The organism is Stenotrophomonas sp. NPDC047960, from assembly GCF_043204395.1.
Classification (GTDB): domain Bacteria; phylum Pseudomonadota; class Gammaproteobacteria; order Xanthomonadales; family Xanthomonadaceae; genus Stenotrophomonas.
The window spans coordinates 562,602-588,224 of the sequence record NZ_JBIDBX010000001.1 but is presented as its reverse complement, the minus strand read 5'-3'; the positions used below and the strand labels follow the sequence as shown (position 1 = coordinate 588,224).

Annotated in this window: 18 protein-coding genes; 8 read left to right on the top strand and 10 right to left on the bottom strand. The window is 67.5% G+C overall.

The genetic code is table 11. The features are described 5' to 3' along the window. Window positions 1-178: 178 nt before the first annotated feature. Window positions 179-2,422, top strand: coding sequence for a DNA topoisomerase IV subunit A (parC, locus tag ACGFZ3_RS02805; RefSeq protein WP_392916099.1), 2,244 nt, complete (start codon window positions 179-181; stop codon window positions 2,420-2,422). Between the two features lie 179 nt (window positions 2,423-2,601). Here parC and bfr read toward each other — a convergent pair whose 3' ends face one another. Beyond that, window positions 2,602-3,090, bottom strand: a complete 489-nt coding sequence (gene bfr / locus ACGFZ3_RS02800; RefSeq protein WP_093533183.1) for a bacterioferritin — start codon at window positions 3,088-3,090, stop codon at window positions 2,602-2,604. 127 nt (window positions 3,091-3,217) lie between these two features. On the opposite strand from bfr, the gene ACGFZ3_RS02795 reads away from it, so the two are divergent. Next, window positions 3,218-5,584 (top strand): penicillin acylase family protein, encoded by a 2,367-nt coding sequence (locus ACGFZ3_RS02795; RefSeq protein WP_392916094.1) that lies wholly within the window; start codon window positions 3,218-3,220, stop codon window positions 5,582-5,584. 44 nt (window positions 5,585-5,628) lie between these two features. Here ACGFZ3_RS02795 and ACGFZ3_RS02790 read toward each other — a convergent pair whose 3' ends face one another. After that, window positions 5,629-7,023: a cation:proton antiporter gene (locus ACGFZ3_RS02790; RefSeq protein WP_392916091.1), complete on the bottom strand. Its 1,395-nt coding sequence runs from the start codon at window positions 7,021-7,023 to the stop codon at window positions 5,629-5,631. 100 nt (window positions 7,024-7,123) lie between these two features. Then, on the bottom strand, window positions 7,124-8,815 hold the full coding sequence (asnB, locus tag ACGFZ3_RS02785) for an asparagine synthase B (RefSeq protein WP_392916088.1): 1,692 nt from the start codon (window positions 8,813-8,815) through the stop codon (window positions 7,124-7,126). 329 nt (window positions 8,816-9,144) lie between these two features. On the opposite strand from asnB, the gene ACGFZ3_RS02780 reads away from it, so the two are divergent. Beyond that, window positions 9,145-10,017: a tetratricopeptide repeat protein gene (locus ACGFZ3_RS02780; RefSeq protein WP_392916085.1), complete on the top strand. Its 873-nt coding sequence runs from the start codon at window positions 9,145-9,147 to the stop codon at window positions 10,015-10,017. A gap of 72 nt (window positions 10,018-10,089) precedes the next feature. Continuing rightward, the gene (locus tag ACGFZ3_RS02775; protein WP_392916082.1) at window positions 10,090-10,773 is read left to right on the top strand and encodes a pentapeptide repeat-containing protein; all 684 of its coding nucleotides are present in this window, start codon (window positions 10,090-10,092) and stop codon (window positions 10,771-10,773) included. A 122-nt stretch (window positions 10,774-10,895) separates the two neighbouring features. On the opposite strand, the gene dapE is transcribed toward ACGFZ3_RS02775, so the two are convergent. The 7 genes from dapE to map all read right to left on the bottom strand — a co-directional run bounded on the left by dapE (window position 10,896) and on the right by map (window position 20,624). Then, window positions 10,896-12,023 (bottom strand): succinyl-diaminopimelate desuccinylase, encoded by a 1,128-nt coding sequence (gene dapE / locus ACGFZ3_RS02770; RefSeq protein ID WP_392916078.1) that lies wholly within the window; start codon window positions 12,021-12,023, stop codon window positions 10,896-10,898. After that, window positions 12,020-12,382, bottom strand: coding sequence for an arsenate reductase (locus ACGFZ3_RS02765; protein WP_392916076.1), 363 nt, complete (start codon window positions 12,380-12,382; stop codon window positions 12,020-12,022). The genes dapE and ACGFZ3_RS02765 overlap by 4 nt, the downstream gene beginning before the upstream one ends. Before the next feature lie 83 nt (window positions 12,383-12,465). Continuing rightward, window positions 12,466-14,157 carry a hypothetical protein gene (locus ACGFZ3_RS02760; RefSeq protein WP_392916073.1) on the bottom strand — a complete coding sequence of 564 codons (1,692 nt, stop codon included), beginning with the start codon at window positions 14,155-14,157 and terminating at the stop codon, window positions 12,466-12,468. Window positions 14,158-14,312: 155 nt separating this feature from the next. Further along, window positions 14,313-15,953: a hypothetical protein gene (locus ACGFZ3_RS02755; RefSeq protein ID WP_392916071.1), complete on the bottom strand. Its 1,641-nt coding sequence runs from the start codon at window positions 15,951-15,953 to the stop codon at window positions 14,313-14,315. A 203-nt stretch (window positions 15,954-16,156) separates the two neighbouring features. After that, window positions 16,157-17,209, bottom strand: a complete 1,053-nt coding sequence (dapD, locus tag ACGFZ3_RS02750) for a 2,3,4,5-tetrahydropyridine-2,6-dicarboxylate N-succinyltransferase (protein ID WP_392916067.1) — start codon at window positions 17,207-17,209, stop codon at window positions 16,157-16,159. After that, on the bottom strand, window positions 17,209-19,848 hold the full coding sequence (locus tag ACGFZ3_RS02745; RefSeq protein ID WP_392916064.1) for a [protein-PII] uridylyltransferase: 2,640 nt from the start codon (window positions 19,846-19,848) through the stop codon (window positions 17,209-17,211). The genes dapD and ACGFZ3_RS02745 overlap by 1 nt, the downstream gene beginning before the upstream one ends. 2 nt (window positions 19,849-19,850) lie before the next feature. Next, a complete protein-coding gene (gene map, locus ACGFZ3_RS02740) occupies window positions 19,851-20,624 on the bottom strand; it encodes a type I methionyl aminopeptidase (protein WP_392916061.1) in 774 nt (257 codons plus the stop codon). 257 nt (window positions 20,625-20,881) lie between these two features. Between map and ACGFZ3_RS02735 the strand changes: the two genes are divergently transcribed. Genes ACGFZ3_RS02735 through ACGFZ3_RS02720 form a run of 4 tightly spaced genes read left to right on the top strand, consistent with a single transcriptional unit; the run spans window position 20,882 to window position 25,595 of the window. Continuing rightward, window positions 20,882-21,415 (top strand): spore coat U domain-containing protein, encoded by a 534-nt coding sequence (locus tag ACGFZ3_RS02735; protein WP_392916058.1) that lies wholly within the window; start codon window positions 20,882-20,884, stop codon window positions 21,413-21,415. Window positions 21,416-21,422: 7 nt separating this feature from the next. After that, the gene (locus ACGFZ3_RS02730; RefSeq protein ID WP_392916056.1) at window positions 21,423-22,178 is read left to right on the top strand and encodes a molecular chaperone; all 756 of its coding nucleotides are present in this window, start codon (window positions 21,423-21,425) and stop codon (window positions 22,176-22,178) included. Between the two features lie 46 nt (window positions 22,179-22,224). Beyond that, on the top strand, window positions 22,225-24,558 hold the full coding sequence (locus ACGFZ3_RS02725) for a fimbria/pilus outer membrane usher protein (protein WP_392917555.1): 2,334 nt from the start codon (window positions 22,225-22,227) through the stop codon (window positions 24,556-24,558). After that, window positions 24,555-25,595 (top strand): spore coat protein U domain-containing protein, encoded by a 1,041-nt coding sequence (locus ACGFZ3_RS02720; protein WP_392916053.1) that lies wholly within the window; start codon window positions 24,555-24,557, stop codon window positions 25,593-25,595. The genes ACGFZ3_RS02725 and ACGFZ3_RS02720 overlap by 4 nt, the downstream gene beginning before the upstream one ends. Window positions 25,596-25,623 lie beyond the last annotated feature (28 nt).

Genomic DNA, 25,623 nt, shown 5'->3' with positions numbered 1-25,623 from the left:
ATATATTTCTCAATGGAAATATTCAACATGGAAGGAAATGCAGTATTGCCCCATTCAGGACAGCGGCCCGGAGACCGGATTCCTTCACGTCGCTTGGCATCCCACGCCGCATCCGGATAATCGTCCGCCTGCGAGGGCGACAGCCGTCGCCGTCCCTTGCCACAGGTAACAATCCCGCATGACCGATCTAGCCCGCCCCGCTTTCCACGGCTTTGAACAGCTGCCCCTGCGTGAATACGCTGAACGGGCGTACCTGGACTACTCGATGTACGTGGTGCTCGACCGTGCGCTGCCGTTCATCGGCGACGGCCTCAAGCCCGTGCAGCGCCGCATCATCTATGCGATGAGCGAGCTGGGGCTGAACGCCGCCGCCAAGCCGAAGAAGTCCGCGCGTACCGTCGGCGACGTCATCGGTAAATACCACCCGCACGGCGACAGCGCCTGCTACGAAGCGCTGGTGCTGATGGCCCAGCCGTTCTCGTACCGCTACCCGCTGATCGAAGGCCAGGGCAACTTCGGCTCCACCGACGACCCGAAGTCGTTCGCGGCGATGCGCTACACCGAATCCAAGCTGACCCCGATCGCCGAAGTGCTGCTGGGCGAAATCAACCAGGGCACCACCGACTGGACCCCCAACTTCGATGGCACCCTGGAAGAGCCGACCTGGATGCCGGCGCGCCTGCCGCACCTGCTGCTCAACGGCACCACCGGCATCGCCGTGGGCATGGCCACCGATGTGCCGCCGCACAACCTCAACGAGATCGTCAGTGCGCTGCTGCACCTGCTGGATGATCCCGAGGCCAGCATCGGCGACCTGCTCGAGCACGTGAAGGGGCCGGACTACCCGAGCGCGGCGGAAATCATCACCCCGACCGCCGACCTGCGCACCCTGTACGAAACCGGCAACGGCAGCGTCCGCGCGCGCTCGACGTACTTCAAGGACGGCACCAACATCGTCATCAACGCGCTGCCGTTCCAGGTCTCGCCGTCGAAGGTGATCGAGCAGATCGCCGCGCAGATGCGCGCCAAGAAGCTGCCGTGGCTGGAAGACATCCGCGACGAATCCGACCATGCCAACCCGGTGCGGGTGGTACTGGTGCCGCGTTCCAACCGCGTCGATGCCGAACAGCTGATGGGCCACCTGTTCGCCACCACCGACCTGGAGCGCAGCTACCGGGTCAACCTCAACGTGATCGGGCTGGACGGGCGTCCGCAGGTGAAGAACCTGAAGATGCTGCTCAGCGAATGGCTGCAGTTCCGCGGCACCACCGTGACCCGCCGCCTCACGCATCGCCTGGAAAAGGTCGAACGTCGCCTGCACCTGTTGGAAGGCCTGCTGGTGGCGTTCCTCAACCTGGATGAAGTGATCCACATCATCCGCACCGAGGACGAGCCCAGGCAGGCGCTGATCGCGCGCTTCGCATTGAGCGAGGACCAGGCCGAGTACATCCTGGAAACCAAGCTCAAGCAGCTGGCCCGCCTGGAGGAAATGAAGATCCGCGGGGAGCAGGACGAGCTGGCCAAGGAGCGCGACAAGATCCAGTCGATCCTGGACAGCAAGGCCAAGCTGCGCAAGCTGATCCGCGACGAGCTGGTAGCCGATGCGAAGAAGTTCGGCGATGCGCGTCGCTCCCCCCTGGTGCAGCGTGGCGCCGCCCAGGCAATCGACGAAACCGAGCTGGTGCCGAGCGAGCCGATGACCGTGGTGCTGTCCGAAAAGGGCTGGATCCGCGCGGCCAAGGGCCACGACGTGGACCCGTCCACCCTGTCCTACCGCGACGGCGATGCACTGCTGGGTGCGGTACGGGCGCGCAGCACCCAGCAGGTGGCATTCCTGGACAGCGAAGGCCGCGCCTACTCCACCCTGGTGCACACCCTGCCCTCGGCACGCGGCAATGGCGAGCCGCTCACCGGCCGCTTCTCGCCGGCCCCGGGCAGTGCCTTCATGACCCTGGCCAGCGGCGAGAACGCCACCCGTTTCGTGCTGGCGTCCACGCATGGCTACGGCTTCGTGACCCGCTTCGAGAACCTGACCGGCCGCAACAAGGCCGGCAAGGCAATGCTCAACCTGACCTCCGGTTCGAAGGTGCTGACCCCGGCCGTGGTGGCCAACCCGGACACCAACCGCATCGTGGCGGTGACCAGCTCGGGCAACCTGCTGGCCATCCCGGCCAGCGACCTGCCGGAACTGGACAAGGGCAAGGGCAACAAGATCATCGAAATCCCGAAGGCCAAGCTGGCCACCGAGCGCGTGGTCGCGGTGGTGGCGGTGGGCCCGGGCAACACCCTGCTGGTGCGCAGTGGGCAGCGCACGATGAACCTGTCGTACAAGGACCTGGAGGCCTATCTCGGCAGCCGCGCCAGCCGCGGGCACCTGCTGCCGCGTGGGTGGCAGAAGGTGGAAGGGTTGTCGGTGGAGTGATCGACCACAAAAAAACCGGGGATTTCCCCGGTTTTTTTGTATCCGTCGCTGGCTGGCTTCTGGCTGGCTGGCAGTTGATTCCGCCCGACCAACGGTCGGGCGCTACCGGTAGGTGCCGACCGTTGGTCGGCACGAGGCGCATCACGATAGGTGCCGACCGTTGGTCGGCACACGGCGCATCAATGCGCGGCGGTGCCCTTCGCGTCCATCTTGCTGGTCTGGTACAGGGCCAGGCCGATGCGCTTGATCAGGCCCAGCTGCTGTTCCAGCCACCAGGCGTGGTCTTCTTCGGTGTCCTTGAGCTGAACCAGCAGCATGTCGCGGCTCACGTAATCCTGGTGCTGTTCGCACAGCTTCATGCCGGCGGCCAGGTTGTTGCGCACGCTGTATTCGGTATCCAGGTCCTTCTGCAGCATTTCCTCCACGGTCACGCCCGGCTCGAAGCCGTGCGGGCGCATGTCCGGGTTGCCGCCGAGGAACAGGATCCGGCGCAGCAGGGCGTCGGCATGCTGGGTCTCCTCCTCCATCTCGTGGTTGAGGCGCTCGTAAAGCGCGAACAGACCCTGGTCCTCGTAGCGGCGCGAGTGGATGAAGTACTGGTCGCGCGCGGCAAGTTCGCCGCGCAGCAGTTCCTTCAGGCATTCAATGACGTCGGGATGGCCTTTCATGGGGGAGCTCCTGTGAATCGATGGGGCCATGGTGCCCTATCCCGGATCGCCGTGATCTAATCGGAATCAGTTGCATGCGCAGGCGCAGGCGGGGTCGGCCTGCATGACCTTCTTCGGGGAGCGTGGGATGCGTCGTTGGCTGAAACGGGGTGCGTGGGCGTTCGGGGTGCTGGTCGGGGTCGGGGTCGTCGTGATCGGCGTGGCCTGGCTCCTGTTGCGCGGCAGCCTGCCGGCTCTGGAGGGCGAACATCCCGTGACCGGATTGCAGGCCAAGGTCACCGTCAGCCGCGATGCGCTGGGCGTGGTCACCATCGAGGCCGGCAGCGAAGCCGATGCGATGCGGGCACTGGGTCTGGTGCATGCGCAGGAGCGCTACTTCGAGATGGACCTGATGCGCCGCGCAGCGGCCGGCGAGCTGTCCGAGCTGTTCGGGTCCGCCGCCGTGCCCACCGACCAGCGCATGCGGGTGCATCGCCTGCGTGCGCGCACCGATGCGCACCTTGCGCAGGCGCTGGGCGAGCGCCCGCAGGTGGTGCAGGCCTACGTGGAAGGCGTCAACCGTGGCTTGGGCAGCCTGCGCGTGCGCCCCTGGCCGTACCTGCTGCTGCGCCAGCACCCGACCGCTTGGACCGCCACCGATTCGGTGTTGACCGGGCTGGCCATGTACGCGGACCTGCAGGACCCCGCCAACCAGAACGAGCTGGCCATGCGCCGGATCCGCGAGGTAGCGCCGCCGGCGCTGTATGCGCTGCTGAGCCACGACGGCAGCGAATGGGATGCGCCGTTGTTTGGACAGGCGCGTGGGAATGCGGTGCTGCCACCGTCCGATGCATTTCAATTGCGTAACGACCAACGGTCGTTACCTGCCGCAGATGATCGCACTGCCGAAGGCACCGACCAGGACGTGCATGGCAGCAACAACTTCGCGGTGGCGGGCGCATTGACCGCCGATGGCCGCGCGATCCTCGCCGACGACATGCACCTGGGCCTGCGCGCGCCGAACCTGTGGTTCCGGGTACGGCTGCGCTATCCCGATCCGGCCGCACCCGGCGGCCGCGTGGACGTCAGCGGTTTCTCACTTCCCGGGTTGCCGGCGATCGTGGTCGGCAGCAACGGCCATGTGGCCTGGGGTTTCACCAACAGCTACATCGACAATGCCGACTTCGTGCCCGTACCCGCGGGCGCCGGCGGCGTCCAGGTGCACGAAGAGCGCATCCGCGTGGCTGGTGGGGCCACGGTAACCCTGCGCGTGCGCGAAACCGCATGGGGCCCGATCCTGCACGAGCGCGCCGATGGCAGCGGCGAAGCGCTGCGCTGGACCGCACAGCTGCCGGGCGCCGTCAGCATGGCGTTCGCCGACATGGCGCGGGCCGGTGACCTCGACGATGCGCTGAAGATCGCCGACCGCGCCGGCATTCCCACCCAGAACCTGCTGCTGGCCGATGCCCACGGGCGCATTGCCTGGCGGTTGATCGGCGCGCGCCCGGATCGCGCGGCAGACTGCCCGCCCAACGGCTTCGCCACTGCCGCACCGGCCCGTTGCGCACCGTGGGCGATCCGCAGCGACCAGTCGCCGTCCCTGATGGATCCGTCCACCCAACGGTTGTGGACGGCCAACGGCCGGGTGCTGGATGGCGCCGACCTGGCGGTGGCCGGCAATGCCGGCTACGACCTGGGCGCGCGGGGCCGGCAGATCCGCGACGACCTGAACGCCAGGCAGCGTTTCAACGAGCGCGACCTGCTGGCGATCCAGCTGGACGACCGCGCGGTGTTCCTGGAACGCTGGTGGCCGCTGCTTCGGCGGGTTGTTGAGTACAGCGATGACCCGGCCCTCAAGCGCCTGGAGGCGGCGAGCCGGCAGTGGGAAGGCCATGCTTCGGCCGATGCGGTGAGCTACCGGATCACACGCGGTTTCCGCAGCAAGGTGCAGGACATCGTCACTGCGGCGCTGCTTGCGCCGGCGAAAGAATCCTTGGGCGACAACTACCTGGAGCCGAAGCTGACGCAGATCGAGGGCGTGCTGTGGCCGCTGGTGACCGAGCAGCCCGCGCATCTCCTGCCGGCACCGTACCCGGACTGGAACGCGCTGCTGGCCGATGCGGCGCGGCAGACGGAAGCCGAGCTGGCGGAAACGGGACCGGACCTGGCCGGGCGCACCTGGGGTGAGCGCAACACAGCGGCCATCTGCCATCCGATCAACCGCGCCCTGCCCGCCTTCGCACGGCCGTGGCTGTGCATGCCGGCCGATCCGCTGCCCGGTGACAGCAACCTGCCGCGCGTGCAGGGCCCGTCGTTTGGCGCGTCACAACGCATGGTGGTATCGCCCGGACATGAAGCCGACGGCATCATCCACATGCCGGGCGGCCAGAGCGGCCACCCGCTGTCGCCGTTCTGGGGCGCGGGTCACGAGGATTGGGTGCACGGCCGGCCGACGCCGTTCCTGCCGGGCAAGGCCCGTTACACGCTGGTGCTGGAGCCCCAGCGCGGACGGTAGAGCGGACTATCAGTCCGCGGCCGCTCGCGATCATCGAACCGGGATTACGCGCGAACCTTCCAGCGCTCCATCCAGCCCAGCAACGGGCCGGTCATGGCGGTGGTCACCAGCGCCATGATCACCAGCACCGCGAACAGGCGGTCGCCGAGGAAGCCCAGTTCGTACCCCAGGTTGAGCACGATCAGCTCCATCAAACCGCGCGTGTTCATCAACGCGCCCAGCTTCCAGGCCTCGTGATTGCCCATGCCTGCGCTGCGCGCGGCGCTCCAGGTGCCGAACAGCTTGCCCAGCGTGGCCACCGCGATCACCACCGCGCACAGCAGCAGGTCGCTGCCCTGCAGCGCGTCGGCGCGCATGCGCAGGCCGGTCATGGCGAAGAACAACGGCAGCAGCAGGGTCACCGCGAACGGCTCGACCCGGGCGATCAGCAACCCGCGCAGCTGCGCATTCGACGAGACGGCCACGCCGGCGGCGAATGCGCCGAACAGCGCATGGATGCCCAGCACTTCGGTCACCAGTGCACTGCCCAGCGACAGCAGCAGCATGCCCAGCAGCCAGCGGCCTTCACTGCCGGGTTTGACGACCTGCCGCGAGAACCACGGTTTGACCACGCCCAGCATCAGCGCGATGAACACCACCACGCACAGCAGGCTGAGGCTGGCCGGCACCCAGCCGGTCGCCTGGGCGGCCGCCACGATCAAGGCCAGCAGGCACCATGCGGTGGCATCGCCGAGCGCTGCGCAGGCAATCGCGGTCTGTCCCAGCGGGGTCTGGGTGATGCCACGGTCCGCGAGGATCCGCAGCAGCACCGGGAACGCGGTGATGCTCAGCGAAATACCCACGAACAATGCGAAGGCGGTGAAGCCCACCCCCTTGGGACCGTGTTCGGGATACAGCCAGATCGCCAGCAGCACACCCAGCACGAATGGCACGGCAATGCCGGCGTGGCTGACGGTGAAGGCGAAACGGCGGCGGCCGCGCAGCCCACCCAGGTCGAGCTCGGCGCCGGCCACCAGCAGGAACATCAGCACGCCCAGCTGGCTGAGCATGCCCAGCGGGCCGAGCGAGCTGGCCGGGAACAGGGCGCCGTGCAGGCCCGGCAGCAGGCTGCCGAGCACCAGCGGGCCCATCATCAGGCCGGCGGCCATTTCGCCGATCACCGCCGGCTGGCCCAGACGCTTCAACAGCGCGCCCGCGCCCTTGGCGACCACCAGCAGCACCAGCAGTTGCAGCAGGAACAGCCCCAATGGAGAGGCCAGATGGTGGGCCCAGTCGCTGCCCACCACCGGTTCGACCTTGGCGGCCACGGCCGGCAGCTCGGGGCCGGCGTAACGCGCCAGCGCCAGGCCGATGACCAGCGGAATCCCGGCCCAGGCCAGGTAGTGCCAACCCCACTTCATCCGCGGCACGCTGCCTCCGGTCTGTACATCCATGAACATTCCCCAATGTTGGAAAGGGAATGATAGCGGCAGGGATCGGCCCACGTAGCGCCTGCAGCGTTCATGAGGGCCGACCAACGGTCGGCGCTACCCGCCTTGGCTACGCCAAGGCCTGCTCATGCACACCGGCGACGGCGCGGCCGGAGGGGTCGGCCATGCTGGCGAAACTGGCGTCCCAGGCGATCGCGGCAGGCGATGAACAGGCGATCGACTTGCCGCCGGGCACGGTTTCGGCTGCGGCCTGGGAAGGGAAGTACTGCTCGAACACATGACGGTAGTAGTAGGCCTCCTTGGTCTGCGGCGGGTTGTGCACGAAACGCTTGTCGGCCGCGGCCATCACCCGGTCGCTGATCTGGGCTTCGGCGTGCGCCTTGAGCCCATCGATCCAGCCGTAGCCCACGCCATCGCTGAACTGCTCTTTCTGCCGCCACAGGATCGACTCCGGCAGGTAGCCTTCGAACGCCTCGCGCAGCACCGCCTTTTCGATCCGGCGCGCGCCACCGGCACCCTGCCCGACCATCTTGTGTTTCGCATCGATGCGCATTGCCACGTCGAGGAACTCACGGTCCAGGAACGGTACGCGCGGCTCCACGCCCCAGGCCATCATCGACTTGTTGGCGCGCAGGCAATCGTAGTTGTTCAGCGCATCCAGCTTGCGCACCAGTTCTTCATGGAATTCGCGTGCGTTCGGGGCTTTGTGGAAGTACAGGTAGCCGCCGAAGATCTCGTCGCTGCCCTCGCCGGAGAGCACCATCTTCACTCCCATCGCCTTGATCCGCCGCGCCAGCAGGAACATCGGGGTGGAGGCGCGGATGGTGGTGACGTCGTAGGTTTCGACGTGGCGGATCACGTCGGGCAGTGCATCCAGCCCTTCTTCGAATGTGTACTCGAAACCGTGGTGGACGGTGCCCAGTGCTTCGGCGGCGATGGCGGCAGCGGCCAGGTCGGGCGATCCCTTCAGGCCGATCGCGAATGAATGCAGGCGCGGCCACCAGGCCTCGCTCTGGTCGCCGTCCTCGATGCGATGGCGGGCATAGCGTGCGGCAACGGCGGCGACCAGCGACGAGTCGAGCCCACCGGAAAGCAGCACGCCATAGGGAACGTCGGTCATGAGCTGCCGGTGCACGGCGCGTTCGAACGCTTCCCGCAGCGCGACGCGGTCGGCCTCGACCCCTTCCACTGCGTCGTAGTCGCGCCACGGGCGCTCGTAGTAGCGGGTGAGCGTGTCGGTGGCGCTGTCATACCAGTGGCCGGGCGGGAACTGCGCGGCGTCGGCGCAGGTATCCACCAGCGATTTCAGCTCGGAGGCCACCAGCAGGCGGCCGTCCTTGTCATGGCCCCAGTACAGCGGGACCACTCCGATCGGATCGCGCGCGATCAGCACGCGCTTGCGGGTACGGTCCCACAGCGCGAACGCGAAAATGCCGTTGAGGCGGTTCAGGTACGACGCCGGGGTGTCCTGCTGGTACAGCGCGTTGATCACCTCGCAGTCCGAACCGGTCTGGAAGGCGTACGGCTGGGTCAGTTCGGCCTTGAGTTCGCGGTGGTTGTAGATCTCGCCGTTGACCGCCAGGGCCAGGCTGCCGTCCTCGGACAGCAGCGGCTGCGAGCCGCCGGCCGGGTCGACGATGGCCAGCCGCTCATGGACCAGGATGGCGCCGTCATCGACGTACACGCCGCTCCAGTCCGGGCCGCGATGGCGCTGGCGCTGCGACAGGTCCAGCGCGTGGCGGCGCAGCGCGGTGAGGTCATCGCCGGCCTGCAGGCCGAACATTCCGAAAATCGAACACATGGGAACAGCTCCTGATGATGGGGGAATACACGTAATGCCTGCATTCGACCGGCCAGAAAACAAAAAACCCGCATCGGCCGATGCGGGTTTTCTGGGGTCCGGGCGTATGTAGCTTGTTCTAGCCCTGGTCGCAGTCCCGCATTGGCCGCGCACGATTGTTCGCGCGCAGATTATTGCGGTTGTTGGTGGTGACGGCGGTGGCCAGGAGCGTGGACATGAACCGACCGTACCGCCGTTCTGGCTGCGGTGCAACTGTTGCGGGCGCAACCGATTCAGTCCGCGACATGCTCCGTGCCGGATAATCCACACCTGCCCTCTGGAACTCACGGATGAATCCCCTTCGTTTCTGCCTGTCGCTTTCCGCACTGGCGCTGCTGGCGCTGGCCGGCTGCACCACCGCCCCCAACCGCCCCACCAGCGATACCGAGGTGAAGTGGCTCACCGCCGCCGAGCGCGGCGACATCGAGGGCATGCTGGAACTGGCTGAACTGTATGAACGCTGGAACGACCGCCGGGCGCTGGACTGGTATGAGCGGGCTGCGGCCGCCACGCCCTGGACGTTCCGCAATACCATTGCCGAAGAAGCACTCGGGCGGATCTGGGCCAGCGGTGAGATGTACACCGGCCGTCGCCCTGAAGACACGCCGCCCCCGGTGCTGCGCGCGTCGCCGCGCAAGGCCGAGCGCTGGTACCTCGCGGCAGCCAACCACGGCAGTCCGGGCGCAATGCTGTCGCTTGCCAAGTTCGAACGCGAACGTGGCCACGCGGCCGCAGCGCTGCGCTGGGACCTGCGCGCCACGGTGTACCAGCGGTATTCGACGAGCAGTTCAGGTCTGCCCGCCGCGATTGCACCCCAGGCCGGCGCACTGCACCCGCTGGTGGTCGACATCCAGCGGCGCGCGGCGCGCGGCGATGCGGAGGCCGAGGTGGACCTGGGCGCGCTCTACGAGAGGGGCATGGGCCTGGGCATCGAGCGCGATCCTGCAGTGGCGCTGCAGTGGTACCGCAAGGCAGCCCTGCAGGGCAACGTGTTCGGCCAGTACTTCACCGGCCTGATGCTGGGCCGCGCGCCGCCCGGGGTGCCGCGCGATGAGGAAGCAGCCGCAGGATGGTTTGCCAAGGCCGAGGCGCAGAAGTTCTTCCTTGCCGGCGAATCGTATTGGCGCAAGGGCATCCAACCGGCGTTCTGGACGTACGATTGAACGAGGCTGTACACACCCGCCGCGCACCTTCAAGTCTGCCGATGGGCGCGCGCTTCGCCCAGAATGGGCGCCATGAGTACCGCCACGTTCCGCGATGAAACCCTTTCCCGCGCCCGCATGCAGGCCATCGTCGCCGCGCATCCGCGCGCGGCCGTGTTCGAGGACTGCAGCTTCGACAACGCCGACTTCTCTCGACTGGACATGGACGGCTTCCAGTTCATCCGCTGCTCGGTGGCCGGTACGTCATGGCTGGCCGCCTCGCTGGAGGAAAGCCGATGGGACAAATGCCGGGGTGGCCAGTGCGATTTCAGCTCGGCCCTGCTCGGCGATGCGGTGTTCTCGCACTGCGATCTGAACAACAGTCACTGGCGCCGTGCCACGCTGTCGTCGGTCCGCTTCGAGGATTGCAAGTTGACCGGGGCGCACCTGCAGGAGGTGACCGGCTGGGCGCTGGAGTTCCGCGACTGCCTGCTGGTGAGTGCGGACCTGCGCGGGCTGTCGTTCCGCAAGGCTACCCTGCAGGGCATGGATTTTTCCGACGCCGAGCTGTCCGGCTGCGACTTCCGCGATGCCGTATTCGACGGCGGCAGCCTGCGCAATGCGCACACCCGTCTGACCCGGTTCGAGGGCGCGGATCTGCGGGGCACCGACATCAGCGGGTTGAACGTGATGGATGCCAGGCATTTCAAGAAGGCTGTGATTTCGCAGCGGCAGGCGGCCGCGGCGTTGGCTGCGTTCGGGTTGATCGTGGCCTGAAGCAAAGGACCGACCCACGGTCGGCCCCTAGCGTGGGGAAACGCCAACTGGGGTGGGAACCGACCATTGATCGGTTCACAGGCACGGGTACGAACCGACCGTTGGTCGGTTCTGGCAGTCGGTCAGGCCAACAACCGCTCGATCAGCCGTTGGTAAAGCGCCGGCAATGCTTCGAGATCGGCGACCGCCACATTCTCATCCACCTGGTGGATGCTGGCGTTGACCGGCCCCACTTCGATGCACTGCGCGCCCAACGGCGCGATGAAGCGTGCATCCGAGGTACCGCCGCCGGTGCTCTCTTCCGGCGCGGCGCCCGCACATTCACCCAGCACCTCGCGTGCCACCCGGCGCAGGGTACCTTCCGGGGTGTAGAACGGTTCACCGCTGCGGTGCCACTTCAGCCGGTACTCCAGGCCGTGGCGGTCCAGCAGCGCGGTGATCTCCTGTTCCAGTTTCGGCGCGTTCCAGAGCGGGTTGTAGCGCAGGTTGAACAGCACCTGCAGCTCGCCGGGAATCACGTTGTTGGCGCCGGTGCCGGCGTGGAGGTTGGACACCTGCAGGCTGGTCGGCGGGAAGCTCTCGAAGCCATTGTCCCAGTGCCGCGCGGTCAGCTCGGCCAGCGCCGCAGCGGCCAGATGGATCGGGTTGCGCGCCTTGTGCGGGTACGCCACGTGGCCCTGCACGCCCTGCACGGTCAGCGTGCCCGACAGGCTGCCGCGGCGGCCCACGCGCAGCAGGTCGCCCAGCACGGCGGTGGAGGACGGCTCGCCAGTGATGCACCAGTCGATCGTCTGGCCACGCTCGCGGAAGATGTCCGCGACCCGGCGCACGCCGTCGATGGCATCGCCTTCTTCATCGCTGGTCAGCAGCACCGCCAACGTACCGGGATGGTCCGGATGGGCAGCCACGAACTGTTCGGCCGCGACCACGAATGCCGCCACGCTGCCCTTCATGTCCGCCGCACCGCGCCCATACAGCACGCCGTCGCGGATCTGCGGATCGAAGGGATCGTTGTGCCAGGCCTCGACCGGGCCGCTCGGCACCACGTCGGTATGGCCCAGCAGCACCAGCACTGGCGCGCCCTGCCCGTGCGTGGCCCAGAGGTTGTCGACCTCACCCAGACGCAGATGTTCGCAGGTGAAGCCGGCACGCCCCAGGCGTTCGGCCAGCAGCGCCTGGCAGCCAGCATCGTCCGGGGTGACCGAAGGGCGTGCGATCAGGTTGCAGGTCAAGGCAACGACATCGTTCACGCGCCGACTCCGAACCGCTGCTTGAAGCCGTTGTCCGAAAAACCCTGGGTCATCACGCCGTCGGCGGTGACCACCACGGGGCGCTTGACCAGCTGCGGGTATTCGCGCAGCAGCAGCTTCCATTCGGCATCGGAGGCAGCGGCCTTGCGGTTGTCGGGCAGCTGACGCCAGGTGGTCGACGAACGGTTCACCAGCGCGGGGAAACCGCCAGCCTGCGCGGCCCAGTCGACCAGTGTTTCCGGGCTCGGCTTGTGCTCGCGGTAGTCGACGAAGGTGTAGACCAGCTGGAAGCGGTCGAGCCACTTGGTGGCCTTCTTGCAGGTGTCGCAGTTCTTCAAGCCGTAAAGGGTTGTGGTCATTGCCGACAGATACTCGTGCAGGGGTTCAACGGGGTTGCGTCAACCCCGAGTATAGCCTCGCGCCAGGAGCGCACGCCTGCTGCTCACCCCTCGCATTCATGCTCAATGATCACGTCCAGCAACGAGCGCTGCCACGACGACAAGCCGGAGGCGAACGGGACGTCCGTTCCCAGGAGCGGCCTGCCATCGGCGTCGACCACGAGGGCGAGCTGCGACGACAGGAAACCGCGCAGGCGCTGCAGTTGCCCCGCATACTGCGGCGCGTCGAACGAGTCGGCTTCATACAGCCGCATGCACACGCAGTCCATGTCCAGCAGCATCTGCACGCGCAGGAAACCACTCAATGTAGTCCGACCTGCCTCGATCGAGAGGATCAGCGCATTGGCCGCCGCTATGGCCTCCTTGCGATCGAAGCGGTCGGCCGCCTCCCCCAGCCGGGTCAGGTCGCCGGCTGCCTGGCTGAAACGTGCGAGCTCGGCAGGCGGCTTGGCGGGAGCGATGTCAAGCGACAGGGGGCGGCGCGCCGGCACGGGCGTGGGCGGTGGGAGTGCGCAGGCCGCCGACACTTCCGGCGCGGGCGACATGCCCTGCCGCACCACCGCGGCAAAGTTCCGGCCGTCCTGCGGGTTGTCCGCAATGGGGCCGCGTTCGGCTTCCTGCAGCCCGAAGCGGTCCTTCATCCACTCTGGCTTGTGCTGCAGCCACTTGCCGTAATAAAGGGCGCAGTAGGCCAGGTAATCGCGAAGCTCCTTGACGCCCCGGAACGGGGTGAAGCCCCGGAACGTGCTGTCGCGTTGATCCCAGACACCGCGGGAGAAACGCCGTGCTTCCTCGATGACCGGCTTGATCGCACGGGCCGCATTCTGCTGCAGGCGCTCGGCGTGGGGCAGCCGACCACGGCGTTGGCCCACCAGGTCAAGCTGGCGCAGATACTGCACGCCATAGTTGGCCAGCAGGGTCAGGGTCCGGGTTTCCCAGACCTCCAACAGGTCCGGCTCTGCCGCCAGCAGCTCAGGCACCAGCAGGAGCAGCCTGTCGACCGCCGGCGGCGGCAGCGGCCCGCTACCACGCCGGGCAAGCTCGTGCGTGCAGGCACGCAGTGCACTGACCAGGCCGAACGCCAGCGTGGCGCCCGCGATCGCGTGCACGGGGTGCTGGCGCACAAGCGCCTCGAAGATCGGCACCATGTGGTCGATGATTGTCTGGCTGCACACCTGCTGCAGCGGTGCGTGATTCATCAACTCGCCGAGGTGGAACATGATCACGCTTGCATTTTCCAGCGTGAACGCCTGGCGTGCGGCCACCACCTGGACGCAGGTACGCGTCACCGTCGAGAGCAGGCGTTCGTCCAGGGCGAGTGCGCCGCGCTGGTCGGTCAGCTTGCACAGGATGTTGAGCGCTTTGCCCAGGTAGATGTTGGAGATGCGTCGTTGGGGATTGGTATCGGCATGCGTACCGCTGCCGGCCAACACCTGGCCGAGCGTGTCCAGATCGACGTTGACCGTGGACCGGTCACCGTACTTCACCATCTTCTGGTACAGCGCGGCGATGATGCCGTCCGCTTCGGTCAGGCGCGCGGCGTGCCCGCCCATCGGCGCGTGCGGCACGACGTCGTTCCCCGGGGCGTTGAAGATGTCGGTGGGTGTCGCCGCCGACGGTCGCGCGCCGATCAGGGGCAGCGGTATCGGCGGCAGCCGGCGATGTGTCACCGGCACCGGCATCGTATTGTTGACGTAGTCCACGCGGACGTTCTCTGCCTGAAGAAACCGCAGCATAGCCACATGCCGGCACTCCCGGAATGGCGTGCACTTCAAGCTGTGACAAGGTTTGCGAAGCAGGTCCAATGCGCGGGGCGGAAGCGTCACGGAACATCGGATGATCAGGTAACGGCGGCCTCACACACACCGGGCGCCGCACGTGCATACACTGCCTATCGAGCACCTTCACAACTGTTGAGTATGACCAGCAGGGATCTCTGCCAGGCAGAAAGACCGGGGCTATCCGGCAGGTCGGCCGCCATCAATGGCTTTCCATTGGTACCCACCACCTGCGCCAGCTGCGTGGACAGAAAACCGCGCATGCTGTCCAGCTGCCACGCGTAATGGGATGGCTGGGGGGATGCGGTCGCCAGCTGCCGGCAAACCGCGTCCATGTTCAGCAGCATCTGCACGCGCTGCGCCTGGGTCAACACCGTCCGCCCGCTTTCAATGGATGCCACCAGTGTATTTACCGCTGCGATGACATCCTCGCGGTCAAAGCGATCAGCGTTCTCGCCATACCGCACCAGCGCGCCTGCTATTGCATCAAACCGTGCCAGATCCGGTGCCGGCGGTGGCGGTTCCGCTGCCATGCACACCTCATCGGCAATGTCAGCGTCAGGTGGCGCCGGGGCGTTGATCACCCCTGCTTGCGTGGTCGCGACATCAACGCCCAGACGCGCGACCTCGGCAAAAGCGCGTTCGTCCCGGAGGTTGTCGGGAAATGGACCTCGGGGTGGCTCGGCCAGTTCAAAGCTCGCCCGGATACGTTCCGGTTGCCCCGCCAGCCAACGGCAGTAGTAACGCGCGGCATAGGCAAGCTGGTCGCGAAGCTCCTTGCCCTGCGCCAGGCTGCGATATGCGCCGTCGTATTGCCATACCGCGCGATGCGGCAATCTGGCTTCCTCGATCACCGCCTTGAGCAGGTGGGCGACATTGAGATGCTGCGAGACGATCGTCTCCGTGGACCGACAGCGTCTGCTCATTGCGCCGAGCCGGTTGAGGTACTGCGCGCCGTATTTGGCGACCAGCGCCAATGATCGACTCTCCCAGCCTGCCAGCAGACCCGGACATTCCGCCTTCACCGCACGCAGTGTTGTGAGCAGCGCATCCGGTGCGAATCGCGGCACGGTTGCGCCTACGGGCAGACGCATCTCGACCTCCGATGCCCGCAGTACGCTGGCCAACGCCAATGAGAGGATGGGGCAAGCCACCGCCTGCTGCGGCGCGGCCTTCAGCATCTGGTCGAGGTGCGGAGCCAGGCACCCGCTGATCATTTCGCTGCAGGCCTCTGCAACGGACGCGCGGTTCATCAGCCCGCCCAGGTGGAACATGATCACGCAGAGGTTCTCAAGGGTGAACTCCGTGCGCCCTCTCAGCACTTCCATGCACCAGTTGACCGCTCGGACCAGCACCGCGCTTGCGCACGGCAACGGCTCCTGGCCGCCCACCCGGCACAGCAGGTTCAACGCCTTCCCCAGGTAGATGTTGGTGACGCGCTGCTCGGTTTCCAGCTCCCCCATGCTGGCCGACTCCGCCAACGCTCGACACAGCCGTTCCAGGTCAACATTGAGCGTGGAAAGATCATCGCGCTTGACGATCTTCACATACAGCCCGCCAACAATCGCGTCGGCCTGGGTCTGCTGCACGCTGTTCTCGCCGACCGGAACGACCGGCATGCCGGTCGGGAACCCGGCATTGGCGATGTTCTGCAGGAGCGACGCCAGCCGGTCGACCACCGGCCGTGGCAACGCAGTCCGGGTACGCAGCGCACGGGAATCCGTCGGAACCGTGCGCGCACTGATCTTGTCCATGCCACGCTCTCCTGCCGGGAAACCCCGACGCCCGCAAGAGCTTAGCGACCCAACGCGGGATTGCGTCGGTGCAGCTTCCAAGCTGTGACCGCCTTGGCGAATGCGCGGCTTCGAACGTGCCAGTCACGCCAGTGACGGCAGCACGATTTCCCTGACGGTGGTTGGCGCAGCCGACGGGAGCGGCATGCCGCTCCCGTCGCCGCTCAGTCGGCCAGGCCGCGCAGCAGCTCGTTGACGCTGGTCTTGCTGCGGGTCTTGGCATCGACCTGCTTGACGATCACCGCACAGTACAGCGAGTGCGAACCATCCTTGGACGGCAGCTGGCCGGACACCACCACGCTGTACGGCGGCACCGATCCGTAGCTGATCTCGCCGGTGGCGCGGTTGTACACGCGGGTGCTCTGGCCGAGGAACACGCCCATGCCGATCACGCTGTGGTGGCCGACCACGAAGCCTTCCACGACTTCCGAGCGCGCACCGATGAAGCAGTGGTCTTCGATGATGGTCGGGCTGGCCTGCAGCGGCTCCAGCACGCCGCCGATGCCGGCACCGCCGGACAGGTGGCAGTGCTTGCCGATCTGCGCGCACGACCCCACCGTGGCCCAGGTATCGACCATGGTGCCTTCGCCAACGTAGGCGCCGATGTTGGTGAAGCTCGGCATCAGCACCACGTCCTTGCCGAAGTAGCTGCCGCGGCGCGCGATCGCACCCGGCACCACGCGCACGCCGGCCCGGCGGAACCTGGCTTCATCGAACCCGGCGAAGCGCGATTCCACCTTGTCCCAGAACGGCGCCGGGCGGGCGTCCACCACCGCCATGTCGTTGACGCGGAAGTACAGCAGCACCGCCTTCTTCAGCCATTCATTGACCTTCCAGCCGCCGTGGCCATCGGGCTCGGCCACGCGGAATTCGCCGGTTTCCAGCCCGTCGATGACGCGACCGACCAGCGGCTTGGTCGAGCCTTCGATCTCATGCAGGGTCAACGTGGCGCGGCGTTCGAAGGCACTTTCAATGCCGAACCTGAGTTCTTCCACGCCCGGGGTGGCCGGCTTGCGCAGCGACTTGCGCGCGATGTTCTCGGCGCGCTTGGCCGCCGTGTCGGCCGCGCTGCTGGCCGAAGTCTTCTTGACCGGCGCCTTCTTCACGGCCGGCGCGGCTTTCTTCGCAGCGGTCTTCTTCACGGCCGGGGCAGCGGCAACGGTCTTCTTGGCCGCCGCGGTCTTGGCGGCAGTCTTCTTGGCAGGCTTGGTGGCCATCAGTGGGGGTCTCCGGCGTTTCGATCAGGGTCCAGGCAGCGCAGCATGGCGTCATGCAGCTGCTGACGGGCGGTTTCGGTGAGGGGGCGGTCGTGCTCATCGCTGATCACGAACATGTCTTCGGCGCGCTCGCCGAAGGTGGCAATGCGCGCGTCATGCACACGCAGCCCCTGGTTGCGCAGTACAAAGGCGACATCGGCCAGCAAGCCGGGGCGATCGGGCGCCACCAGGCTGAAGCGGGTGCCGCCGGTATCATTATCGTTGGCATCGCGGAATTCGATGCGCGGGGCGAAGCGGAAATGGCGCAGCTGGCGCGGCACCACCCGCCGGGAGGGACGCAGGCGCGACAGATCGCCGGCCAGCGCCTCGCGCAGCGCCGCTTCCAGGCGCGGCGCATCGCCATCGGCGAAGCTGTCGGCCGGGGTCACCTCGAAGGTATCGAAAATGGTGTCGGCCGGGCCATCCAGCACGCGTGCCCGGTGGATGCCGTAGCCCTTGCGGTCCAGGGTCATCACGATCGCCGCGAACAGGCCATCGCGGTCGGGCGAATGCACGAACACTTCCAGCGCATCGTCGTCGGCGGTGATCCGGCGCACCTTGACCAGGGTCTGGCCCTGCTTGACCGGCACCAGCGCGGCCGCCTGCCAGGCCAACTGTTCGGGGCGCAGGCGGATGAAGCTCTCATCCGGCATCACGGTGAACTGGCGGTCGATGGTGGCGTCGTCGTAGCCGCGCTCACGCACCAGCGCGCGCACGTTCTCACGCGCCTCCAGCACGCGCTCGGCGGCCGGCATCTGGTTTTCCAGGCCATCGCGCAGCGCGCGGCGCGCGGCGAAGTACAGGTCGGCCAGCAGGCGATCCTTCCACGCGTTCCAGAGCTTTGGGCTGGTGCCGGCGATGTCGGCGCAGGTCAGCAGGTAGAGGTAGTCGAGGCGGTCGCGGCTGGCCACCAGCGTGGCGAAGCGGTGGATCACATCCGGGTCGGAGATGTCCTGCTTCTGCGCGGTCACCGACATGCGCAGGTGCTGCTCCACCAGCCAGGCCACCAGCTCGGTATCGGAACTGCTCAGCGCATGCGCCTGGCAGAACTCCCGCGCATCGACCGCGCCGAGTTCGGAATGGTCGCCGCCCCGGCCCTTGGCGATGTCATGGAACAGTCCGGCCAACAGCAGCAGTTCCGGCTTGCGCAGGCGTGGCCACACTTCGTGGGCGATCGAGAAACGCTCGTCGGCGCGACTGCTGGCGAACAGGCCGATGTTCCGCAGCACCATCAGAGTGTGCTGGTCGACGGTGTAGACGTGGAACAGGTCGAACTGCATGCGCCCCGACACCTGTGCGAATGCGGGAATCCACTGCCCCAGCACACCCAGCCGGGCCATGCGCGCCAGCGTATCGACCGCGCGCGGGCTGCGCAGCAGGGTCATGAACTGTTCGCGCGCGGTGGCACTTGCCTCGGTGTACGCCGGCAGCTCGGCCAACGCTTCGGCCAACGCCCGCGCGGTGAGCGAATGCAGGCCACGGACATCGGGGTTGTAGGCCCAACTGGAGAACAGCGCAAATACCTGCTCGATATCGCCCTGCGGCCACTGCGGATCATTGGCGGCAAGGTAGCCGCGGCGCAGCGAGAAGCCCACGCTGACCGGTTCGGGCACCGCCTCGCCATCGAACTGTTCCTCGAAGCGCTGCAGCAGCCGATCGCTGATCCGCCGCACCACGGTGGCGCTGCGATAGAAGCCCTGCATCATTTTTTCGACCGCCAGGCTCTCCACGTCGTCGGCGAAGCCCAGCCGCGCCGCCAGGGTCTTCTGGTAGTCGAAGCGCAGGCGCTCTTCCGGGCGGTTGGCCACCAGGTGCAGGCCGAACCGGAGCTGCGCCAGCGCGCAGCGCTCGCGGCGCAGGGCCGCGGCTTCATCCGGCCCCAGGTGCCCCAGCCCGACCAGGGCTTCCAGTTCGCGCACGCCAAAGGCGCGCAGTGCCATCCAGCCCAGCGTATTGAGGTCACGCAGGCCACCCGGTCCATCCTTGATGTCCGGTTCAAGGTTGTCGGCGGTGTCGCCGAAGCGCTGGTGGCGGGCCAGCAGCTCCTCGCGCTTGGCCAGGAAGAAGTCGCGCGGCGGCCACAGGCCTTCGCTGTTGACGGCCTGCTTCAGGGCCTGCCGTGCCGCGTCGTCCGCCACCAGCGGCCGCGACTCGATCAACGCAGTGAGCACGGTCTGATCGGCGCTGGCCTGCACGCATTCGTGGGCCGAGCGCACCGCGTGGCTCACCGGCAGGCCGCAATCCCACAGCAATGCAAACAACCGGGCCAAGGCCGCCTCATGCCGGCGCTGCGCATCGGGGGCGCCGAGCACCAGCAGGTCGATGTCCGAGCGCGGGAACAGCTCGCCGCGCCCATAGCCACCCACGGCAAACAGCGACAACCCGGCATCAGGCGGCACGCAGCGCTGCCAGGCCAGCCGGATCAGGTGATCGGCCGCGCGGGCGCGCAGCGCCAGCAGCCGCTCGATGTTGTCATTCTGGTCGAAGCGCCGGTACAGGCGCGCATCAGCCTGCTGCAGCGATTGGCGAGCCTCCGCCGCCCACTCGGGGTCGGCGACGGCATTGGCCGGCGCGTCCAGGGTCGGGCTCGCCGGCAACATGCTCAGACCTGCGATTCGCCGGGCGACAGGGTCAGCACATCCACCCCGGTCTCGGTGACCGCGACCATGTGCTCCCATTGTGCCGACAGCTTGCGGTCCTTGGTGACCACAGTCCAGCCATCGGGAAGCACCTTGTTGTAGCGGGTGCCCTCGTTGATCATCGGCTCGATCGTGAAGGTCATGCCCGGCTGCAGCACCAGGCCCTGTCCCGGGCGCCCGTAGTGCACCACCTGCGGTTCGTCATGGTAGACCTTGCCGATGCCGTGCCCGCAGTACTCGCGCACCACGCTGAAGCGTTCGCCTTCGGCGAGCGACTGGATGGCGTGACCGATGTCACCCAGCGTGGCGCCCGGCTTCACCGCGCGGATGCCGGCCCACATCGCCGCATAGGTGGTGTCGACCAGACGCTTGGCCATGGTCGAAGGCGTGCCCACGAAGTACATGCGGCTGGTATCGCCGTGCCAGCCATCCTTGATCACGGTGACATCGATGTTGACGATGTCGCCGTCCTTCAGGACCTTGGCTTCGCTCGGGATGCCGTGGCAGATGACGTTGTTGACCGACGTGCAGACCGTCTTGGGGAAGCCACGGTAGCCGACGTTCGCCGGTGTGGCCTTCTGCACATTGATGATGTGGTCGTGGCAGATGCGGTCCAGCTCTTCGGTCGTCACGCCAGGTTTGACGTACGGGGTGACGATGTCGAGCACTTCGCTGGCCAGGCGGCCGGCGACGCGCATCAGTTCGATTTCCTCAGGGGTTTTCAGATTCACGCTCATGGCGCCCATTATTGCCGATCCGGGGCCATTCTGAACGGGAAGTGCCGGAATGCTGACAGCCCACGTTCGGGTCGAATGCCCTTGACGGCGGGGCATTCGCCCTCCGGTAACGGAAAAAATGTGAAAACCGGCCAGTTTTCCTCACATCGCCCCTACAAGTGCGCTTTTATAAGGGAGTCGCGTTACCCCTGACGCCCTCCCCTGCAGTACGCCGGCATCGATTCGTTGATCCAGGACCCCCGTCCAAGGAGAAGACCATGCGATTCCTTCGCGCCCCGCGTCCCCTGCTGTTCAGCCTCGGGCTGGTGGCCCTGGCCTCGCCCGCCATGGCGGCTGACACCACCACCTTCAACGTCCGCATCATCATCACCAAGGCCTGCACGATCACGGCAGCCGCCGCGACGGATGTCGATTTCGGCTCGGCGCTGTCCACGGCCACCACCCCGTCCAACGCCCAGGGCTCGGTCACCGCGCAGTGCTCGGCGCTGACGCCGTACACCATCGCGTTGAATGCCGGCTCCAACGCCGCGACCGCAAATGACGTCACCACCCGGCGCATGCGCAACACCGATGCGGCGGTGACCACCAACAACTTCGTCGGCTACCAGCTGTATTCCGATGCGGGCCGCTCGAACGTCTGGGGCGCCACCACCGGCACCAACACCGTGGCGGGCACTGGCACCGGCCTGGCGCAGGCCTACCCCATCTATGGCCAGGTGGCCAATCCCAGCGTGAACAACGCCGCCACCGGTACTTACCAGGACACGGTCACCGCCACCATCTCGTACTGAGGCCGCCATGTCAGCATTCGAACGGGGGCGCGCACCGCCCTCCACGGCGGCTGTCTGCGCCTGTGCATTGCTGGCGCTTCTGGGGCTGGGACAGGCACGCGCCGCCAGCCTGCAGGTGGCGCCCACCTCGCTGCAGCTCAGCGCCCGTCAGAACGCCGAAGCGCTGTGGGTCAGCAACAGCGGGTCGGCGCCGGTAAGCGTACAGGCGCGCGTTTTCCGCTGGACCCAGCGCGACGGTCGCGACCAGCTCGACCCCACGTCAGACCTGGTGGTCAGCCCGCCCATGCAGTCGCTAGCGGCCGGGCAGCAACAGTTGATCCGCGTCGTGCGCGCCCAGCCGGAAGCGCCCGACGCACAGCTGTCGTACCGGATCATCGTCGACGAAGTACCCACGCTGGACCCCAGGCGCCAGGGCATGCAGTTCGTGCTGCGCTACTCGCTGCCGGTGTTCATCCAGTCCGCTGGCAGCGCCGTGGGCAAGCCCGAACTGCAGAGCAGCGTGCGTGTCCAGCCCGATGGCAAGGTGATGCTGGAGGTGCACAACCGTGGCGATGGCTATGCGCAGCTGGCCGACCTGGCGGTAGGTCCGCTGGATCGCCCGCAGATCTTCCAGCCGGGCCTGATCGGCTACGTGCTCAGCGGCCAGACCATGCGCTGGCCGCTGGATATTCCCGCGACGCGGCTGGCCGGGGCCACGCTATCGGCGAAGATCAATGGCGGCGCGCAAGCCACGCCTCTGTCCCCGACGCCACCGGCTCGCTGAGGCCTGCGTGCGCGTCGCCCTGGCTGCCGGCGCGGTCTCGTCCGGAATGCCGGGCCCGCCGGCATGGGCGGCCGCACTGCCGGCCGCTGGCGCAGCATCCGGCGCCGCCGATGAGGTGATGCTGCCAGCCCCCACGCCCCTGACCGCACCGCAGACCCTGTACCTGGACGTCACCCTCAACGGCAGTCCCCGCGGCCTGCTGCCGTTCACCGAGCTCGCGGGCCAGCTGCGCGCCGACCCGCCCGTGCTGCGTCAGCTCGGCTTCGCCGCGCCCGACGGCGCGCCGGTCGCACTGGGCCAGCTCAGTGGCCTGGTGATGCGCTACGACGCCTCGCTGCAGACCCTGGCGCTGGAAATCCCGCTGGAACAGCTCAACCTGCCGGTCACCGAACTGGGGGCCACTCCCCAGACCACCCCGACGGCCAACGCCTCGCCCGGTGCCCTGCTCAACTACGACGTCTATGCCAGCCACAACCAGGACGCCGGAAACCTGGCGCTTACCAGCGAATGGCGGGTGTTCGGCATGGGCCGCGGCGTGCTCCGCAGCAGCCAGCTGCTGCGCACCTACCAGGCGGGAGGCAGCGACTGGCGGGGCGAGAGCGTGCGCCTGGACAGCGCCTGGCAGCTGGATTTTCCCGAAACCGCGCTGACCCTGACCGTCGGTGACTTCTTCAGCGGCTTCGTCGACTGGAGCCGCCCGGTGCGGATGGGCGGCATCCAGATCGGCCGCAACTATGGCCTGCAGCCCTACCGCGTGCTCACCCCCACCCCGAGCTTCCTGGGCGAGGCCGTGGTGCCGTCCAACGTCGAGCTGTATGTCGACGGCCTGCGCCAATACAACGGCGAGGTACCGGTGGGGCCGTTCCAGTTGGCCGCGCAGCCGGGCATCAGCGGCACCGGCAATGCGCAGGTGGTGATCACCGATGCCTACGGCCGCATGCAGACCCTGGATTTTGCCTTCTATGGCACGCAGCAGCTGCTGGCTGAAGGACTCTCGGACTGGTCGGCCGGCGTTGGCCGGATGCGTCGCGAATACGGCATCCGCTCGTTCGCCTACGACAGTGCCACCGTTGGCAGCGCCACCTGGCGGCGCGGGGTCAGCAACCGCTTCACCGCTGAGCTGCATGCCGAAGGCGGGGGCGGCGTGGCCAGCGCCGGCGCCGGCGGCTGGTGGCAGCTGGGCCAGGCCGGCGTCGTCAACGCCTCCTACGCGTACAGCCGCCGCGACGGTCTGCAGGGAGGCCAGTGGGCGCTGGGGTACAGCTGGAACAACCGGGTGTTCAACCTCAACGCCGCCACCCGCCGCACGCATGGCGACTTCCAGGACCTGGGCAGCCTGCAGGGGGCGCGGCCACCGGACGTGACCGACCAGGTCACCGCCGGTGCCAGCCTGGGCCGGCTGGGCTCGTTGAGCGCCAGTTACCTGCGCCTGTCCTATCCCGACGGCGACGACCGCCGCTATGCCAGCGTGTTCTGGAACCGCACGTTTTCCGAACGCTGGTCGGCCTACGCCTCGTTCAACCAGAGCCTGGACGACGACGCGGACCGCAGCGTCTACCTGTCCGTTTCGGCCAGCCTGGGCAACAACCGCCAGAGCAACCTGGCCGCGCAGCGCAATGGCGACCGCAACCTGTACACGGTGGATGTATCCCAGCCGGTGCCCGGTGATGGCAGCCAGGGCGGTTACGGCTGGCGGCTGCAGGCCCGGCAGGGCGATGACGGCACCGGCGGGCTGGTCGAAGCCGGCTGGTTGAACCGGGTGGGCCGCTACTCGCTGGGCGCGGCGCGCCAGGGCGATGCCAACTTCGCCTATGCCAACGCCAGCGGCAGCGTGGTCTGGATGGGCGGGCACCTGTTCGCCGCACGCGAGGTGCCCGACGCGTTTGCGGTGGTCTCCACCAACGGCGTGGGCGGCGTACCCGTCCGCCTGGAAAACCGGGTGATCGGGGTGACCGACGACGACGGCATGCTGCTGGTCACCCCGCTGCTGTCCTGGCAGCGCAACCGGATTTCGATCGACACCCTGGAACTGCCGGCCGACATGCGTGCCGACCGCGTGGACACCCTGGTGACGCCGCGGCAGAGCGCCGGGCTGGGGGTGAGCTTCGGGCTGCGCCGCACCCGCGCCATCACCCTGGTCCTGCACGACGCGCAGGATCAGCCCCTGAAGGCCGGCAGCCAGGTGCGCCTGCCGGACCAGCGCAGCGCCACGGTGGGCTACGACGGCGAGGTCTACCTGGAAGATCTGCCGGCCCAGGCATTGCTGCAGGTGGACACCGATGACGGGCGCTGCGAAGTGCGCGTGCCGGTCAGCCCGGCGCCGGGCAGCGCAGCGCTGCGGTTGGGGCCGCTGCGCTGCGTGGCCGGAGCCGGGCCATGAGCATGCGCCTGCTGCTGGGATGGTTGCTGGCGCTGGCCGGGGTAGTGGGCGCCGGCGAGGCCCGCGCCGACACCACCTGCACCACCACCACCCCGGTGACGGCGGCCTTCGGCAACGTCGGCAACGCGGCCACTGCGCCCAGCTTCACCACCACCACGTTCACCATCACCTGCAACACCACCGCGCTGAGCCTGCTGGCAACGGCATCGGTACGCGCCTGCATCGGCATCGGCGTGGGCAGCACCGGCGTGGCCATTTCACCGCTGCGGCGGATGACCAACACCACCGCCGATCCGCTCAGCTTCCAGCTGTTCACCAGCGCCGCCTACAGCACCATCTGGGGGCTGACCCCCGGCACCACGCCCGGACCGCAGGTGGTGGACCTGAACTACCCGGTCCCCGTGCTCACCGGCGGCAGCGGCGCGGTCAGCGTGACCATCTACGGTCGCATCCCAGCCAGCCAGACGCTGGCGGCCGGCAGTTACAGCACCTCGTTCAGCGGTGCCGACGTACGCCTGGAATATGCCTACAACGAGGTCCTGCTGGGCACGGCCAGCGCGCCGGCGGCGTGCACCACGGCCTCCGGTGTCAGCGGCCACAAAACCGCCACCGGCGGCTTCCCGTTCACCGTCACCGCCACCGTGCTGCCGCAGTGCAGTGCCTATGTCACGACCGACATGGACTTCGGCAGCAGTGCCGGCACGATCACCGCCAACATCGACCGCACTTCGACCATCGGCCTGACCTGCCTCAACCGCACCGCCTACACCATCGCGCTGGACAACGGCCTGTACGCCAACGGCAGCGTGCGGCGCATGCGGCACACCACCAACCCGGCCTGGTTCATTCCCTATGCGCTGTACCGCGAAAGCACCCGCACCCAGCGCTGGGGCAGCACCGCCAACGTCGACGTTGTCTCGGGCACGGGAACCGGGAGCGCCCAGACCCTGACCGTTTACGGGCGCGCACCGCCTACGGTCGGTGCGGTGGCTGCAGGCAGCTACAGCGACCAGATCAAGGTGACGATCACCTACTGAATCGGCGTCCCTCAAGACCGCCAGCGCC